Source organism: Rhodococcus sp. APC 3903 (assembly GCF_030407755.1).
GTDB lineage: Bacteria > Actinomycetota > Actinomycetes > Mycobacteriales > Mycobacteriaceae > Rhodococcus_F > Rhodococcus_F erythropolis.
The window spans coordinates 35,929-52,265 of the sequence record NZ_JASDCV010000032.1; the positions used below are offsets into that span (position 1 = coordinate 35,929).

The window sequence follows — 16,337 nt, forward strand, 5'->3', positions numbered from 1 at the left end:
GTGAACGTCAAAAGCTCTCGCCCAAGAGCGTTTTCGGCTCACCCGCCGCCAGGCGCTAGCCGCCGATCGCTTGTCGGTAGATGTCGACCATCGCGTCCAGGGCGGTTCGCTTTCCGTCGATCAACCACTGCCCGTAGGACTCGTGAACGCGGGAACCGAGGAAACTCGCTGCTGTGAACCCGGCATCGACGACCGAGGTCAGTGCTTGCGCATCCTGAGAGGTCACCGTCGCCAGAACCGAGTTACCGAGACCGACGAAGTCGGAATTCTGCGCCTGCGCACCCATCAACGTGGTCATCGAATCGGCCGGTTCATGGAGCTGATCGGCGGTCATCTTCTGCCCCGGCGTCAGGACACCGAGCGCGACATTCGCCAGATCCACACCGATCGGGAGGAGCTGACCGAGAGCCAGGACGTTCCCGGTCTCGGCGACCTGCCACGCAACTTCCTGGAGCTGCCCGACGTCGCGGGCGAGCCGGATGATGTCGACATTGCCTAGCAGGTTCGCCACCAGCGCCGCCGAGGCGGCTGTGCCGGACGGATCGGGGATCAGCGCCAAGATCCGTGACACCGATTTCAGATCCACCCCCGCCGCCATCTTCACCAAAGGCGAGAGTTGGTTGTTCAGCTCCCCCGCGACCCGGTGCGCTTCTTTGACGTTGCCGGCCAACAGATGACCGGGAAGTATTTGCAGGTTGGCCGCGACGGCGTTGTAGTCCACCGAGGTCACACTCGAGACGACGCCGAGGATCTGGTTGATGATCGTCACCGGTTGGATCGCGGAGAGGATCGACGTGGCGGTGGTGAGTTGATCGGTCGGTGTATCCGCCAGCGGAGCCACACCGTTCGACAAACTCTGTGCAGGACCGGTCAGGCCCGCGTAGGTGCCGCCGGTACCGGTACCACCGCCCGAGAGGATGCTGTTCGCCAACGTCACCACCTGGTCAGCAGCACCCAGAACCTGCGGAACATCGACCTTGTCGAGCGCGTCGACGACCGAGTTCGTGGCGGCCTCAGGAAAATCAGCCGGAGCGCTGCGCAACCCGTCTCGAGCGGCCGGATTCGCCGCCATCCAGGCCTGTGTCTGCTGGACCGGCTTGAAGGTTCCGGCCAGCAGTTGCGCTTGCTGACGAACCGCGGCGACATCGACCGCCGCCGACGTCGAGGTGAGAGCGCCGGCGCTTTGCAGCTTGTCCACCGAGGTCGCCAACGCGGACGCCGCACCCGGAGCAGCCGCGAGATCCGCGTAACCGTAGTTCGAGGTCACCGCACCGAGGAACTCCGATGCATTCGCTGTTCCAGCGGCCGCCCCGGTATTTGCAGTTCCGGCGGCTGCCGGGACCGATGCCGGCTTCGCGGCTGTGTCGGTCGGGGTGATCGCGCTCTGACCGGTGACAGACGGAGTAGTTGTTGCCGAGATAGCAGTCGCGGTGGTCGGTGCGGCTGTTCCGGGCGGGTTGGCCAGCACCCGCCCCAGTGACGCCAGGAACGAATCCTTGCCGGTGTTGGTGTTGCAGTACTTGTCTTCCGGGTGGCAGATGTCGAAGACCCGACCCGACAGAGCGCCGTAGCCTTCGGCGGCCGGACCGGCGATGCCCTGCCCGTCGAGCTTGGGGCCGACGACCTGCGAACCGGCGGTACCGAGCTTCGGATTGGCGAGCATGACCGCAGCGAGAACGGACGCAGCGGGAACGGGACCGCTGCCTGCCCCGATGTTGACGGCGACGTCGTTGGCGACCTGCGCGCCCTGTGAATAGCCGCCGATGACGAACTTCGAGTTCGGGCACTGCTCCATCGCGGTCGCCATTGCCTGGTCGCCGGCGGTCTTCGATGCCGAGTAGGTCATGCCGGACTGCAAGAATGCTTCGGCCGGGTACGACGGATAGATGGCACGGAAGGTGTTAGCCCCGTACATCGCTTCGAGCTTCTCCCCCACCTCGCCCAACATTCCGGCAGGCTTCGACGGATCGGCGTCGGCGCGGGTCTCGGTCGTTCCGGGCGCGAACACACCGATGTACTTGGTGCAGCCCGACGCGACCGGCGGTGCGGCGTTGGCCAGGAGAGGTGCGGCCGCGAGGCCCGCGACCAGCGTCGAAATGATGGCGAACGCCGACGCGAAGCGGGCGGTGGAAGAGATGTTCATCGGATTCCTTCTGCATCAGTGATGGAGGTGATGAAATGCCGACCGTCGATCACGGCGGTGGTGATGCGCTGATACAGCGACGCGCCTTTGCCGGAGGGGCGGGTCTCGTTCAGCTCCATCGCGTATGTTCCGGCCGAAACGCCGGTCACCGTCATGCAGTAGGTCGTTCCTTCCGGCGTCGTATTTATCGCCGACTGCATGTCCGCTGCGAAGGGAGCGGCGCCAGGGGTGAGTAGCGCGATCGCTGCATCGGCAGAGCGCAGCGTGTAATACGCGTGCTCGAACGCTGCGATCACACCCTCGCCGCTGTTCTGATCACCAGCAGAGACAGGGCATCCGGCAGGTTCAGGAGACGGTGTAGTCGATGGTGTCGCAACAGAATTGACGATCTCGCTGATGTTCGACGGCTCGTCGTCGGTGACCCGGCCGATGACCGACGCAGCGCCCACGACGACACCGACCAACAACACCAGCACCGCGATCGCCAGAGCCGTCACGGCCGCGACCTGACGGCGAGGTGTCCGAGCATGCGGCATACGAGGACGGCTGGGGAGGCGAGGCGGACGGGTGCCCGTTCCACCAGTCGCGCTACGTACCGCCGGTTTGGTGGCGGATCCCTTCGAACCAAACATCGTTTCAAACTCCTTCTTCGACCAGGCAATCCATGTCAGATGGCCGGGACGGGCATGCCCGTCCCGGCCAATCCGGCTATGCCTGCGTGCCTGCTCCGACTGCGCCGCTGATCAGCGAGGAAGCCAGGCCTGGGGTGGCGTTGGTGAAGAAGTCCGTGAGTGCGGTGTCGACCTGTTCGATGATCTGCTCGCCGCCGGGCTGGGCTGCGACGAAGTCGCGGGCCTGCTGATCGATGGCCGGTGCAGCTGAGACGGTGTCGCGGACGGTGGTGGCTACGGCCTGCCCGATCGGACCAGAGTTGCTCCATTCGTCGAGCGTGTTCTGCGTCTGGGTGGTCACGGCGGGCTGATCGACGTCGGGGAAGTATTCGCTGACATCGACAGGCTCGCCCAATTCACCTGCGCCGTAGGCGGTTGCGGCTGCAACTCCTGCGATTCCGCCGCCGACTGCGCCGATCGCCGCTGCGGGAACGCCCAGAGCCGCTGCACCGATACCTGCTCCGGTGGCTGTGCCCACCACACCAGCAGGCACGGCACCGATCGGAGTGAGAACGGGGCTGAACAAGCCGAGGGCGGACGTTCCGCCGATGGTTCCACCGATCAACGCGCCCACTGTGGCTGCGGGTACACCAACGGCGGCGGCTCCGGCCAGAGCGCCACCGGCACCACCGGCCAGCTGTGCGGCGGCGATGCGGCTCGCGCGATCGACCGGGATACCGATTGAGGCGTAGAACGTCGAGACCTGACTCTCGATGACCGCACTGGTGTTGTTGGTGCGGGCGAGATCCTGATCGGAAGCCCAGTTCGGCTGATCGAAGACCCAGTCACCGATGCGACCCTTTTCCCTCGGCGCGATGATCGGCGCGACGATCTCGACAGGTCCGGGAGCGTGGATGTTGCCGTAGTCGATCGGCGCAACGCTGTAGTCGGCCGGAGCCGTGTAGGTGCCGGAATCGTAGTCCCAGTTCGGCAGCGGCTGCGACGGAACATTCTGGTATTCGGCGGGCGGCGGCACCCAATAGACAGGCTCGGGTACAGGCTCGGTCGAGGGCGCAGGCGCAGGCGCCGGTGCAGGCGAGGGCGAGGGCGAGGGCGCAGTCACTCCGGGCTGTCCCGGTGCAGGCCCTGTCACCCCTGGCTGCGGAGCTGCCACCGCTATGCCTGCCGTTGCGAAAGTGGCCACAACCAGAGCTGTGAGGGTGCCGGCGGCGATGACAGGTGCGGACGGTGCGCGGTGGCGACCGGTAGGCCGAGACTTGTGGTGCTTCATTGTGTGGAACCTTCCAATTGGGTTGTAAATACGGGGAATTGATGCGGACTGAGGTGGCACGTACGCGGCCACAGGTTTCGCCTCGACAATCGGTGTCGCCCTAAGAGGGCAGACACTTGTCCACGAAACGGCGGAATACCGTTGACGCAGTGGGAAGTACGGTGTGGCCCATCGGGCAAACGCGGGAAAAGCTGGGAATGGGGGCGCTCACACAGACAGTGCCGGGAGTCCTCGCCGAGCACTGAACCACGCTCGCGAACAAGGGAATGCAGCGTGGAGTAGGTGCACCCACCCGCTCCCCGGGCAGGGGGAGCGGGGTGGGCGCGTCACGGACCACCTCGTCGATCAGCGCATGGTGAGGCGCTGGACTGTGAGCCGAGTCTGAGGGCGCTGCAACGCTTTCAGGCGTGCAGTGACGCCGGAGTTCGCGATCTGCGATTCCGGGGTCGGTAGCTGCCGGGATTAAACCTCGGCGGTAATTGATTTGCGCAGGGTTGGTACCCACGGCGGCCTCCAGGCGTTGGTTGCGTTTTCAACCAGATCGCTTAGGCTTGGTGGCCTGCGGTCTGGACGCCCATGTGCGTGCTGCACCGTGGGCTGAAAGGGACCCCGGAGACGGAGAGCGACGCCAATCACAAATCCGTCTCTGGGGCTTTTTGCATGACAAGGACCGGCCCGATTCGTATCTGGCCGGTATTCGTCGTTTAGTCGAGTGTCACGAGCAGGTCGAATGCCGCTCTGTGTGAGAGAAATAGTCAAGATGCCTGCCCCTGCCCGGGAGAAAGTGGGCACGCCTGAATAGGGCTGTGCCACTTGCGTGGTGCTGCATCTGGAACCGACCTCGACAAGATCCAGGAAACCCCCGGGTGGGAGCGCACTCGAAGCGTATTGCAAACCGGCCGGTCTGTGCAACTTATACACGCGCCTTCACCTCGATCCTCGCTACGCTCACTAACGCTCCGGGCTAGCATTGCTGTCAACAATAACACGCAACGATGACGCGGGCTAGTGGCGGGTACCACTCCAGGGAGGCGCAAGAATGAGCGAGCAAGCAGGCGATCTGACCCCAGGAGTTGATGAAGTGCCACGGAGTGGAGTGCGCGGCTTTCGGGCCGACAGGCTCCGTGAGTTGCGTGTCAAAGCGGGGCTGACACCAGACGATTTGTCTGTACGCCTAGGGGCCAGCCGTCAATCCGTTTCCCATTGGGAGACGGGGCGTTCCACGCCAGCTCCCCCGGTGCTCAAGCAGATTGCGCAGGAGCTTGACGTGTCGATCAGTGTGTTGGTTCCGATTCCGGACAACAGATTGCGGATGGGAGACCTGCGGGTGCGCGCCGGCCTAACTCAAATCCAAGCTGCCGAGCGTCTCGGAATCTCACCTACCTCGCTTGCGGAGATTGAAAAGGGCATGAAGCCGGTGAGTGAACAGCGTGTCTCTGCGATCGCGGAGCTTTACAACGTCGAGACGGCGCAGGTGGTCGAGGTTTGGGAGCGCGGTCGGGAGACGCGCGAGACACGCGCAAGGTCGAAGTAAGAAATCACGCAACAAAATCACGTTCCGAACGCCTAAAATTGGCGATCTAACACTCAGTGCGGCGTGTCACGCGAACGAAACCGCCAACTTGGCGCAAGATGGCGGTGAACCTGGCGCACGTTCAGGCGCAGGATCGAAAGGAGAGGCATATGCCTAACCCAAGTAAAGGCAACCGCACTCGCGTGTCGACACGCCTTCCTGTGGACGTGGCCCAGGCACTTGAAGAGCTTCGGGCCAAGACGGGTGTTAGTTCGGAGAGCCAACTCGTGGCAGATGTCTTGGCACTAGTAACTGGTCACTCTGAACTCGTGGTCGAGCTTGACCAGGGAATCCTGTTCGATCTTGGACTCGATCAGAAGCTGCACCGTGAGGAGGTTCTGCCGCTGACTGCGTAGCGAAACCTTTCTCCGGCAGGAGAATACGTGACAATTTCACACGCTTTGCAGTAGTACGAACCCCCTAGAAATCGAAAATCCCCCGGCGGGCAGGCCGAGGGTTTCGAAGTGGGTGAGAGGTTGAGCTGGTAACTCGCGCTCTCGGTGGTACTGCGCTTCCCCGAAGGGACAGTCTTGGTGGACTGGTCTCAGGGTACATCGCGCCCTGTTGCAGATTCAATAACTGGTTTTTCGCGTGTCTTGGTGATGGAGCACGCGCCCACATCCGTACAACGCCCGTACTGCGGTAGTAGTCCCGCACAGCGTCGGTACGGCACAGCTCGCGCACCCCGCACCGTCCGCGGGCACGTACGCGGGCATCAATGCCGCTCGCTCACACCCATGTTCATCAAGGCCCTTGGCGGGCCGAAGGAAGCGTGCCGGCGGTACTGCCAGATGCGGCTCGACCTTGGCGACGGCGCATACAACGGCATCCCTGTATGGCAGGGCGCTCAGCAGTGGGTCGAAATCGTTGTCCGTGAGGCTTACGCGGCTGAATACAAGACGATCCGTCCGGCACTGGTCGAGACAACAGGCGGCGGAATCAGCCTCAAAACTCTCCTAGCCGTCGCCACAGTTATGGCGTCTGTCGCCGAGTTCGACACCGGCCGCGAATCACGGCTTTCGCTCGACAAGACCATCGAACGCACCGGTAAGGGTGAGAGAACGGTGCAGCGTGCCCGTCAGGCCCTCAAACTGCTTCGAGTAGCCACCGAGGTCTTCCGCGGCCGACTGCGCAAGAAAAAGGGCGAGCGTGAAGGTTCGTATCGGGTGGGCGACAAGGGCCGAGGATGGGCGTCAGTCTGGGCACTTCACCCCCGCAAGCCTGTGGATAAAACCCGCGTCTACGTGGACGGATCTATACAGATGGCACCCCATCCCCGTAGGGGTCATCTTTTGTCTCTTCCCTCTCGTAGAGAGGTTTTAAATACAAAACGATCTGTGGATAAACGAGCCGCTTCGCGGCGCAAGGAGTCCAAGGCGGAGGTCGAGAAGGCCGAAGGCGTCCGGAAAGGCGTGTTGCTCGCATCCAGGTGGCTCGGCAACCCTCGAACTCCCGCTTGGGCTAGACGACACACCCCCCGAGGTTGGGCACTCGCACTGACTGACCCAGCCGTGCACGGCTGGACCGTCGCGGATCTCAACGCCACGATCGACGCCTGGAGCAAGGCCACGCGGATTGCGCCGAACCCGAAGCATCCCATCGCGTTCATCCGGTGGCTCATGAAGCAGCAGGACATCGCCTTCGCGCCACACGTTCTCGCTCAAATCGCCGCTGACCAGGAAAAAGCAGAACGCGAACGCCGGGCCGGCGCATTCGAGGCGGAACGTGGCCGGTACGCATCAGCCGCAGCGGAGGACTCCCCCGGGCGGCAAGCAGCTCGAGTCGTCGCCCGCCGCGCGACCGACATCGCCCGCCGTCGGAAACTCGAAATCACGGCGGCCGAAAACGCGGCGCAACCGATTTGGATTACGCATAGGAATGAGTGAACGAAGCGATCAGCATTCCGCTGAGACATTGCAAAGGCACTGACGCGTGGCGTTAATGCCTCACTGCTGTTAGCCCTGTTCTCGGGTAGGTGTGATCTGGACGAGTGTCAGCTCGGCGTGGGGTGGATGGTCATTGAATTGGAATGTCCGTACGAGCGTCGACGACTCCACCCAGTGCCCATCGAAACCTTGCAGCCGAATCACTCCAGAACTCTGCGGCGGCTCGCCGCTGTTGACACGTTTTGCTGCGGCTTGCAGCTGTGGAAGATCCTCTGGGTGCACGAATGGCCCGTTCAGGGGTGCGTACTGCCACGCCAACCATTCTGGAGGTCGACCTATCCAGAGCACTACGGAACCGCGGGCAGCGTCGAACAGTGCGATGTGGACGTTGGATCCCTCGAGGCCTTGCTGGAGGCCCATTTCTGCGAGAGACGGCACCGAGGGCGGGTAAACGTCAGTGAAGTCGTGGTAGAGAATCCGGGTGCCCGCAGCGTCTGCGGTTGGGCGCAGGATCGCTTGCCACTGCATCGGGTGTCCCTCGTCATGTCTGACGGAGCACCAGGTGTTGAGCACCATGCCTGGCTTGGGAGCCAGGGTGATGGCGAGAAATTCTTGTTCTTTCTCGATCTTGATGGAGCGGTTGATGTAGTCGGAGGACAGCGCGGTTGGTGTCCAGTCTTCAATCAGAGTTCCCGACATGGCGCCGGACTCCCAGGTCTGATGGATCAGCCAATCAGAGGAGGACAAGCGCACACCACACGTCCTTCGGCGTTGGGGAATGCTCTCATCGGGATCTCCGATCCACATGTGGATTCCGTACACGTCTTCGTCTGGGCCGATAATGGGCCAAGAATAGAAACGCCAGGACTGGTTTCCTTTTTTCGAATGAAGCACTCGATCAAAGGGCTCACGGGTCTCGCGAACGTGTTTGACGATCGGTTCCACGAGAATGTCTACCGCTGGTGACACATGTCTGCGGATAGACAGCAGACCTTTGGCTTCGTCGCCGGACGCGACTAGCGTCGCGATGTCAGCTGTCAGAGTTTCGATCAGGTGCCAATTTCCCATGAGCCGCCATTCGCTTCCGATTAGTTGAGAAGAAGGAAGTCTACCGAGGCCGGCAAATGTTGTGCTATCTCCTTTATGCCTGCTGCCTGGGCCGGAGCTGGAGATCAAGGTTTTCTGGGCGGATAGTCAGCAGCTCCTCGACTGCCAGCTCATAGTCATGTTTCGGGATGACGTCGAACCGCGTGACGATTTGTGAAAGGGCCAAAACCGCCTCGTGCAATGCGAACTGTCGGCCGATGCATGCCCTCTCTCCAACCCCGAACGGCTTGTACGCGTGGGCCGGCCGCGCACGGACGGCTTCCGGTAGGAAGCGATCGGGATCGAAACGTTCCGGGTCGTTTCCCCAGAACTTGGGATTGCGGTGCAGTCCGAGGAGAACAACGAGGATGCTGGCGCCCTTTTCTATCGGGTACCCCGAGAGCGAAGTGTCTTGCCGCGCTTTACGGAAGAACGCCGGGACCGAAGGCCATAGACGCAGCGTCTCGTCGAGGACCCGCCGTGTGTAGCGCAGCTTTGCGACCTGTTCGAAGCGGATGGACGCGCTGTCGGAGTCGCGGACCGATTCGGCTTCTGCTCTGACCTTGTCGGCCATCTCCGGGTTCAGCGAAAGATAGTGCAGCGCAAACGACAGAAGCCCCGCAGTCGTTTCATGACCCGCGATGAGAAACGTCAGGACCTGATTGCGAATGCTCTGATCAGACATCAATTCTCCCGTTTCGGGGTCCGGATTCTCAAACATTCGTTGCAGCAGGTCATCTTGCGGTGGCGAGACTCCACGGCGACGAGATGCAATGACTTCATCGACCGTGTTCTTCATGAAGGCGATGTCCTTGGGATTTTGACGCATAGCCTTCCGTCCGAGGATTTCCCGGATGATCGGGACGCTGTTGGTGGTCTGGGAGACGTACGACAGCCCACGCGTCATAGATTCGACGAATGGGTGACGCCCGGGCGCGAATGAATCAAAGCTGAATCCGAACCCGGTGCGACCTATGACTTCGAGCGTCAACCGATTCATATCCGAGGAAACATCCACCGATCCGTGCTTGCTCTGCGCTGTCCAGTAGTTACAAAGCTGGTCGACGCAATCGGACATTGTGTCGTGATAGCTGCGCATTGAAGCCTGGCTGAACGCCGGCATCAACACATTGTGCGCCTGTGCCCACGCAGGTTCACTGTTGAAGGCTGTGAACAATCCATCGCCTGCCAGATCACGGAGGGTACTCATCGGCGGCACAACCGCCTTGGCGAATCGGGATTCGTCGAATACCTCTCCTGCTGCGTCCCCTCCCCCGACCACGACCACCTTGCGGCCGAGAATGCTGATCTCGAAAACGTCTCCCAACTCACGCACAAAGCGCGCCTCGCGCTGAACTGGGCGCTGAGGGTCGAGGCGTAACACGTCTCCGAGCAACGGAAGCCGCCAGCCGGGATGAGGCATTTGTTGCGAAGCCCCGCTACGGGTCTCCTCGCCGGCCAAACGGGCACTCCCTTTTGAAGTCATGCTTGTGAGTGTGCCTCACGGTTACATCGACTGCGGTGCCTGAAACGGATTCTGCGTTGGGGACTAGGGCAAGAGACGCTGCGCTGGTCCAGAAGAACCAGCGTCAGACCGTTTGGCCTAAGGCCCTGTCGCAATATTCTCGCTCTGTTCATGCCCGCAGCGGCGGGTGGTGGAACTGCGTTTTGCGTATTTTGCATTCAGTCATCCACAGGTCGAGGTTTTGATCAGTCCTCTCCGTGAGGACCGAAAAGAGCGCTCACCTGCGTCGATATCTTGCAAATCGGCGAGATTGCCCAATTTAGTTAATTAATGCATGCATGCACTCATTAACTACTGACAGCGTTAACGCATTAGTGCTAGCATTCATGCATGACGACAATCATGGTGTACAGCGAGGCTGGCGGAGTCACCAAGACGACGACCGCGGTCTCCCTCGCAATGGTGGCTGCCCTGTCAGGGTTGAAGACCACCCTCATCGACCTTGATCCCCGAGGTGCAGCCACCAAATGGATCGGCAGCTACCCGGAGGAATCGTGGCAGCACGTGGGCGCGATCCTGGCCGACGAAAACCCGGAAGGGTGGGCCGAAGACCTCGCCATTGACAGCGGGTGGGACGGCAATCTGCGCATCATTCCGTCTTCAAGGTCACTGTCGAACCGTGAGAGGGACTACGAAGATCACGCCGAACTGAGGCTCGCAACGGCACTGGAAGGGCACACCGCGGAAGTTCGCATCATCGACTGCCCTAACCGCCAAGGTGGAACGCTCACGCAAAATGCGCTCGCCGCCAGCGACAAGGTCATCTACGCCGCAACCGCGAATCAAGACGGGATCGACGGCGTTGAAGGTGCGCAAGAGTCCGTCGCAAAGTTCCGCAAAAGCCGCGAAGCGATCGGTGCCCCCTGTCGTCTCAGTGAGGCAGGCATCGTCGTCGGTGCCGTCAAGGAGACGGTGATGACGAAAGTTTCAGTGAAAGCGCTGGAGCGACTGAGGGAAACGGGCCTCGTTCTCACGCCGATCATTCCGAATCGCACCATCGTCGACCAGTCGCGTATGACCGGCGAGTGGTACGGAAAATTCGACAAGGGTGAGCCGGTTTTCGCCGCTTACCAGCAGATATTTTCCGAATTCATTAACGCATGAGTGCGTGAGTCGACTTAATTAATTCATGCACGCGTGCAATAATGAGTGAATGCACTAACTCATGCGTGAGTTACCTAACGAATGCAGCAATGCATGAACTCATGAGTTACCGAACGAAGGGATGAACTAATGAGCAAAGAACCTGACCTCAGCGCCCCGCGGAGAGGGCCACGTCCGGCCGTCGACGAGGCTGTCGATTCGGCAGAGGTTCCAGCCGCACGCAGGCCGGTAGGGCGGCCGAAGAAGGAAAAAGCCGAACCCGTCATCCAGTTCTCAACCCGACTCGGCTTGAGCTTCCGGGAAACTATCGACGCCGTCGAAGACGAAACCGGACACAGCATCCGTTCGATCATCGAGCAGGCAATTCAGTCGACCTACCCCGACCACTACAAAAAGCATGGACGCAGTACCAGGTAGCGATCGCGTTGATTGATCTGAAATGCAAAGGGAGCCCCGCCGGATGCACCCGACGAGGCTCCAGACCGGGAAACCAATTGAAGGAAGAAACCCAGTCATGACCGACTTTAGCCTCAGAGCTGCCCGTATTCAGCTAGGCGCATTGCTTGCTGCACTCGCACTCGCGATCGTCATTGCGCTCGGCATCACCACCGGCGCATTCGTACTTTCCTTCGCCGTACAACGCGACCTCGCACGGCAAGCACTGATCCCCGAACACCTGACCTGGATCTTCCCGGCGATCGTCGACAGCGCCATCCTCGGCGCCACCATCGCCATCGTCATCATCAGCAAGCTCAACATGAACAAACGCGATAGAGGCTTCTACATCGCACTCGCCGTCAGCGTCGTCGTGATCAGCATCCTCGGAAACGCCTACCACGCCTATCACGCAGCAATCGCTGCACAGGAGTCGATCGACGGTGGGGGAGACCTTGGGTTCATTCCACTCGCGCCCGCCATTGCAGCGGCCATAGCGATCATTCCGCCGGCCCTGGTCTTGGCATTCACGCACGGAATCACGATCTTGGTGAAGGCAGTCGGAATGGCCTACGCCGCCTACCGTTCGATCGTCGAAAATGCCACCGACAGTGAGGATGCAAAGACTGCTGCATCTGATCTGACCGCAAACTGGGGGCCGATCCGAAACCCTCGCCTCCGCGATCGGGTTGCCCAAAATATCGCGGCACAACTAGAAGCGGAACGCAACGAGGGCACCGCAACGGCGGAGCCGCAGTCCGGCCAGCACGACGTCATTGCGGACTTTGCAGAGCCGTTTTTCGTCGACGAAATGACGAATGAAGGCCTCGACGACATCCTCGATCTCCAAGACGCCGCTACGGGGTTCCCAGACCGCCGCGCCGCCGAAGAAGCACAGGCCGACACGGATGCCGACATAGACGGCCTCATGGCTTTCATCGCCCGGTCGAATCTCGCGAAGAACGTCAAAGACACAGCGGTCCGCAAGCTGACAAACCCGAACCTCACGTGGGAGACGATCGCGCTGGAATCGAAGCCGCCCGTCGCAATATCGACTGCATGGCGCCGATACGAGAAGTTCGATACCGCAGCCCGCGAAGCAGGATTCACAAGCCCGCCACTGCCCGACCTCCGGTCCGCCGAGAACATCGCCGACCGCGAACTCACCACCGTCTGACCCACACCCACCCATAAAGGGGTGGCCCCGACAGTGCGGTAACACCGTCAGGGCCGATGACCACAGAAAGCACCTGTGACCATGAACAATCATACCGACCGCTCCGAAGGCACCGACCACGGTAAAGCCGGCCGACCACCTATGCAGCCACGGGCGAAAATCACCCGAGAAGCGATCATCGCCGTCGCGGCACGGCATTTCGACACCGACGGATACGGCCACACCAGCATCAACACCATCAGTCGTGCCGGAAAATTCGCCAAAGGCGCTATGTACTACCACTTCCCATCCAAAGAAGCGATGGCCGAACACCTCATCTCGGACTGGAACCACACCCTCGACGAAACCATCAGCGAAGCACTGGCGGCCGGTTCGAGCAGCACAGCAGGGGAGAAGCTGGCAGCGATCTTTATCTCGCTCGCACAGCGCATCGGCGAAGACACCAACCTCCGCGCCGGCATGAAACTCGCCCTCGAACCCACCATCGACAACGGCGCAGCATTCGCACGCTGGGTCGACGCCATCAGCGACATCATCGAACCCGCCATCAGCACCTGCGAACTCGCCGACACCCCCACCACACACCGTCTCGCATGGAACCTCTGCGCCGGCACCCTCGGAGCCGCCAATGCATCAGGAACCCTACGAGAAGACATCGACCTTGCAACCCGCATCGCAGACACCGTCACGGCCCATCTGAAATCCACCACCGCATGAAGCGCGACGGAAAACTGTCACCGGACGCTGCAATACTCGAAAGCAATCGGAGCGAGCTGCACAACCACAGCACCACCAGGGGGAAGAAGACACCATGAGCCGAAAGAACGAGATCCAGATCCGAGTGATCGCACTACTCGCAGCCGTCGGCCTCGCATTCGTCGCCGGAATCATGATCGGTACCGTATTCCGGCCTCAAACCGGTAGCGGGGGAATGGAAATCTCGATACCCGACTCCCTCGTCATCCCCGACACCATCGCAACATGGCAGATAGGCCTCGCATTCGCCGCCATCCCCCTTGTAGTGGCCGGCCTCGCCGCCGCGCTACGCCCCTGGGCACGGCACAAGTCCGAGACAAACATCCAGCGCTACAAACTGGCGCGACTCGAGAGCGAACAACGCCAGACGAACGCGAACCCCGCGCCCATCGCACAAGCCCGGCGCGCAAACCGTCGCGCACCTAACGCGACGACGCCCACCGGACCCCAATGTTGATTGAGGTCACCTAACCGTCGCACCTAACGCGACGACGCCCACCGGACCCCAATGTTGATTGAGGTCACCTAACCTCGAACACCCTCACCAAATGTCAGACCCCCGAACTATCATCAACACCGCGACGAGCATCAGGTCGCCACACTGACTAGACCGAAGCGAAAGCCGAAGTCCTGACCTGCAACAACCCTTGCAGATCGGTCACACGTGGCGACCTGATACTCATTTACCACCACAAACCAGAGCTACCGCCGGCCACACAAAAACCGAACGACACCTCCGGCGCCGTTGCCGCTACGCAGCCCCGAGTGGTCAAGAAAGTCGTCGTACAAGTCGCCCCAGAACACCATGCCGGGGACCCGACCCGTCAACCCACGCTCCGCTCTACGGGGTTGACAGCCCACCCGTTATCTTCTTGATGGTCCCTTCATTGGGGCCGGTCGTCCGTTCCGGTATGGCTTACACGCCCACTGGCCGATTGCAGGTCTCGTCGAGTGACGCCGCCGGATCGGATGGCGCCGGTTCACCGCTGATAGAGGCATGGCCAAAACGAACACTGAGGGGTCTGCATAACGTGGGTGACGGGGATCGGTGCCGTGACCATCAACGCTGACAACCGAAATGGAGTGTCTACGTGAGCGAACCGATCTATGACGTCTTCTGCGGAATCGACGTCGGCAAAACATCCCATCATGCCGTTGCGCTGGCACCTGACGGCCAGCGGCTCTGCGGCACTGATCTGCCACAGGACGAGAGCAGAATCCGCTGCCTGCTAGAGGATCTCGCACTGCACGGCCGAGTGTTGGTGGTTGTCGATCAACCGCGCAACATCGGCGCCTTGCCGGTCGCTGTGGCTCGCGAGTGTGGAGTCGACATTGCCTATCTGCCTGGATTGCGGATGCGCCGCATTGCGGACCTGTACCCGGGCCGGTCGAAGACTGATGCGCGGGACGCGTTCGTGATCGCAGACGCGGCACGAACATTGCCGGACACCCTTCTGCGGATCGACGAACAGAACGACGTGGTGGAAGGACTGCGACTGCTGGCGGGATTCGACGCAGACCTTGCCAGCGAAGAGAACCGCCTGGTCAACCGAATACGATCGGTCCTTCTCTCCGTTCATCCCGCTCTGGAACGCACAATCGGTCGGCAAATGCATCGACCTGTCGGCCCTGGACTACTCGCGGAGTTCGGCGGGCCCGAAGGTTTCACCGCCGCAACACGGCAAACCTTGGACGAGAGTGCCCGAGCTTTCGCACCTCGGTTGTGGAAGAAGATCACCGACGAGATTGTCGACGCCCTCGGTCAGCAGTCGGTGACCGTACCTGGTGCGGACAAGGCTGACTTCGTCATTCGTACGCTGGCACGACACCTGCTCGAGGTGCGGCGTACACGCGCCGAGCTCGCGGAACAGTTCGAAACCGAACTGGGTAAGCATCCTGACGGGCCGATCCTGATGTCTCTGCCTGGTGTCGGTTGCCGCACCGCGGTCACGATGCTCGTGGAGATTTCGGGCATCGACCGGTTCGCCAACGCCGGCCATCTCGCCGTCTACGCAGGCGTGGCACCGCGAACTCATAGATCGGGAACGTCGATCAAAGGCGAACACCACCGGCACGGTGGAAACTCCAGACTCAAACGCGCCATGTACCTTTCGGCGTTCGCAGCACTGCGTGATCCACTGTCCCGTACGTACTACGACCGCAAGCGTTCTGAAGGCAAGAACCACCGATCGGCTTTGATCTGCCTTGCTCGGCGCAGGAGCAATGTTCTATATGCGATGTTGAGCAACGGATCGACGTACACCCCGATCACCCAACAAGCCGGCCCCTCTGATGAATTAACCACACGCGCCGGAGTCCGAAACGCTGCCTAACGGGTCAAGCGGACTGCGATGAATCCATTACGAACGAGAAGGGTGTCTCCGCGTGAATTCATCCAACTGCCGGCGGTGAGTTCCCTGCCGCAGCACTGGGCGCTTGGAAGATCGCGCGTAGGGCGGCGATGTCGCCGTCGATGACGACGGCTGGTGCGATGGCGTCGATGGTCAGCACCCCTGCTGCCAGACCCAGCACGATAGGGGCGTCGGCACTCAGAACGGCGTCGACATCCCTCCCGTCCGGCAGACCGACATCGACACCAGTGGGTGTGGCGCGGAGTTGGATACAGTGGTCTGCAGCCGAGATGTTCACCGCCGCTGTCTGATCGGCTGGGACACGGCCTGTGAACAAGGCCGCGAGGGCCAGCGACATCCACTCGGGCCGGAACTCGTCGTCTTCTGGACCGCGGATCA

14 protein-coding genes and 2 pseudogenes are annotated in these 16,337 nt (G+C 61.3%); 9 read left to right on the forward strand and 7 right to left on the reverse strand.

The window, feature by feature from the left end:
• Positions 1 to 55: 55 nt before the first annotated feature.
• From QMA15_RS29295 to QMA15_RS29305, 3 genes are all read right to left on the reverse strand, one after another.
• Positions 56 to 2,143, reverse strand: coding sequence for a cutinase family protein (locus QMA15_RS29295; protein WP_290287876.1), 2,088 nt, complete (start codon positions 2,141 to 2,143; stop codon positions 56 to 58).
• Positions 2,140 to 2,775 carry a hypothetical protein gene (locus tag QMA15_RS29300; protein WP_290287879.1) on the reverse strand — a complete coding sequence of 212 codons (636 nt, stop codon included), beginning with the start codon at positions 2,773 to 2,775 and terminating at the stop codon, positions 2,140 to 2,142. Before QMA15_RS29300 ends, QMA15_RS29295 begins: the two co-directional genes overlap by 4 nt.
• Before the next feature lie 76 nt (positions 2,776 to 2,851).
• Positions 2,852 to 4,045: an insoluble domain protein gene (locus QMA15_RS29305; protein ID WP_290287881.1), complete on the reverse strand. Its 1,194-nt coding sequence runs from the start codon at positions 4,043 to 4,045 to the stop codon at positions 2,852 to 2,854.
• A gap of 1,039 nt (positions 4,046 to 5,084) precedes the next feature.
• Here QMA15_RS29305 and QMA15_RS29310 point away from each other — a divergent pair.
• From QMA15_RS29310 to QMA15_RS29320, 3 genes are all read left to right on the forward strand, one after another.
• On the forward strand, positions 5,085 to 5,579 hold the full coding sequence (locus tag QMA15_RS29310) for a helix-turn-helix transcriptional regulator (RefSeq protein ID WP_290287884.1): 495 nt from the start codon (positions 5,085 to 5,087) through the stop codon (positions 5,577 to 5,579).
• Positions 5,580 to 5,677: 98 nt separating this feature from the next.
• On the forward strand, positions 5,678 to 5,974 hold the full coding sequence (locus QMA15_RS29315) for a hypothetical protein (protein ID WP_290287886.1): 297 nt from the start codon (positions 5,678 to 5,680) through the stop codon (positions 5,972 to 5,974).
• Positions 5,975 to 6,220: 246 nt separating this feature from the next.
• Positions 6,221 to 7,504: a replication protein gene (locus tag QMA15_RS29320; RefSeq protein WP_290287909.1), complete on the forward strand. Its 1,284-nt coding sequence runs from the start codon at positions 6,221 to 6,223 to the stop codon at positions 7,502 to 7,504.
• A gap of 69 nt (positions 7,505 to 7,573) precedes the next feature.
• On the opposite strand, the gene QMA15_RS29325 is transcribed toward QMA15_RS29320, so the two are convergent.
• The 3 genes and pseudogenes from QMA15_RS29325 to QMA15_RS29335 form a co-directional block, all read right to left on the reverse strand.
• Entirely contained in the window at positions 7,574 to 8,251 is a 678-nt protein-coding gene (locus QMA15_RS29325) for a hypothetical protein (RefSeq protein ID WP_290287918.1), read from the reverse strand.
• A 39-nt stretch (positions 8,252 to 8,290) separates the two neighbouring features.
• A pseudogene (locus tag QMA15_RS29330) lies at positions 8,291 to 8,572 on the reverse strand (GAF domain-containing protein); the annotation flags it as partial.
• A 73-nt stretch (positions 8,573 to 8,645) separates the two neighbouring features.
• On the reverse strand, positions 8,646 to 10,013 hold the full coding sequence (locus QMA15_RS29335) for a cytochrome P450 (RefSeq protein ID WP_290287911.1): 1,368 nt from the start codon (positions 10,011 to 10,013) through the stop codon (positions 8,646 to 8,648).
• A gap of 432 nt (positions 10,014 to 10,445) precedes the next feature.
• Here QMA15_RS29335 and QMA15_RS29340 point away from each other — a divergent pair, with 432 nt between their 5' ends.
• The 6 genes from QMA15_RS29340 (at position 10,446) to QMA15_RS29365 (ending at position 15,920) form a co-directional block, all read left to right on the forward strand.
• Positions 10,446 to 11,219: a ParA family protein gene (locus tag QMA15_RS29340; protein WP_290287888.1), complete on the forward strand. Its 774-nt coding sequence runs from the start codon at positions 10,446 to 10,448 to the stop codon at positions 11,217 to 11,219.
• 129 nt (positions 11,220 to 11,348) lie between these two features.
• On the forward strand, positions 11,349 to 11,636 hold the full coding sequence (locus QMA15_RS29345) for a hypothetical protein (protein ID WP_064074493.1): 288 nt from the start codon (positions 11,349 to 11,351) through the stop codon (positions 11,634 to 11,636).
• A gap of 97 nt (positions 11,637 to 11,733) precedes the next feature.
• Positions 11,734 to 12,831 carry a DUF2637 domain-containing protein gene (locus QMA15_RS29350; protein WP_290287895.1) on the forward strand — a complete coding sequence of 366 codons (1,098 nt, stop codon included), beginning with the start codon at positions 11,734 to 11,736 and terminating at the stop codon, positions 12,829 to 12,831.
• Positions 12,832 to 12,912: 81 nt separating this feature from the next.
• Complete coding sequence (locus tag QMA15_RS29355) at positions 12,913 to 13,548, forward strand: TetR/AcrR family transcriptional regulator (RefSeq protein WP_290287897.1); 636 nt, start codon at positions 12,913 to 12,915, stop codon at positions 13,546 to 13,548.
• Between the two features lie 94 nt (positions 13,549 to 13,642).
• Complete coding sequence (locus QMA15_RS29360; RefSeq protein WP_290287900.1) at positions 13,643 to 14,044, forward strand: hypothetical protein; 402 nt, start codon at positions 13,643 to 13,645, stop codon at positions 14,042 to 14,044.
• Positions 14,045 to 14,678: 634 nt separating this feature from the next.
• Complete coding sequence (locus QMA15_RS29365) at positions 14,679 to 15,920, forward strand: IS110 family transposase (protein ID WP_290287903.1); 1,242 nt, start codon at positions 14,679 to 14,681, stop codon at positions 15,918 to 15,920.
• A 58-nt stretch (positions 15,921 to 15,978) separates the two neighbouring features.
• Here QMA15_RS29365 and QMA15_RS29370 read toward each other — a convergent pair.
• Positions 15,979 to 16,337: pseudogene (locus QMA15_RS29370) on the reverse strand (transcriptional regulator); the annotation flags it as partial.

Bases quoted from the DNA above. Each gene is read 5' to 3' on its own strand.
- QMA15_RS29295 (WP_290287876.1), bottom strand. From the start codon at position 2,143: ATGAACATCTCTTCCACCGCCCGCTTCGCGTCGGCGTTCGCCATCATT.
- QMA15_RS29305 (WP_290287881.1), bottom strand. From the start codon at position 4,045: ATGAAGCACCACAAGTCTCGGCCTACCGGTCGCCACCGCGCACCGTCC.
- QMA15_RS29310 (WP_290287884.1), top strand. From the start codon at position 5,085: ATGAGCGAGCAAGCAGGCGATCTGACCCCAGGAGTTGATGAAGTGCCA.
- QMA15_RS29315 (WP_290287886.1), top strand. From the start codon at position 5,678: ATGGCGGTGAACCTGGCGCACGTTCAGGCGCAGGATCGAAAGGAGAGG.
- QMA15_RS29360 (WP_290287900.1), top strand. From the start codon at position 13,643: ATGAGCCGAAAGAACGAGATCCAGATCCGAGTGATCGCACTACTCGCA.
- QMA15_RS29350 (WP_290287895.1), top strand. From the start codon at position 11,734: ATGACCGACTTTAGCCTCAGAGCTGCCCGTATTCAGCTAGGCGCATTG.
- QMA15_RS29345 (WP_064074493.1), top strand. From the start codon at position 11,349: ATGAGCAAAGAACCTGACCTCAGCGCCCCGCGGAGAGGGCCACGTCCG.
- QMA15_RS29300 (WP_290287879.1), bottom strand. From the start codon at position 2,775: ATGTTTGGTTCGAAGGGATCCGCCACCAAACCGGCGGTACGTAGCGCG.
- QMA15_RS29335 (WP_290287911.1), bottom strand. From the start codon at position 10,013: ATGCCTCATCCCGGCTGGCGGCTTCCGTTGCTCGGAGACGTGTTACGC.
- QMA15_RS29355 (WP_290287897.1), top strand. From the start codon at position 12,913: ATGAACAATCATACCGACCGCTCCGAAGGCACCGACCACGGTAAAGCC.
- QMA15_RS29340 (WP_290287888.1), top strand. From the start codon at position 10,446: ATGACGACAATCATGGTGTACAGCGAGGCTGGCGGAGTCACCAAGACG.
- QMA15_RS29320 (WP_290287909.1), top strand. From the start codon at position 6,221: ATGGAGCACGCGCCCACATCCGTACAACGCCCGTACTGCGGTAGTAGT.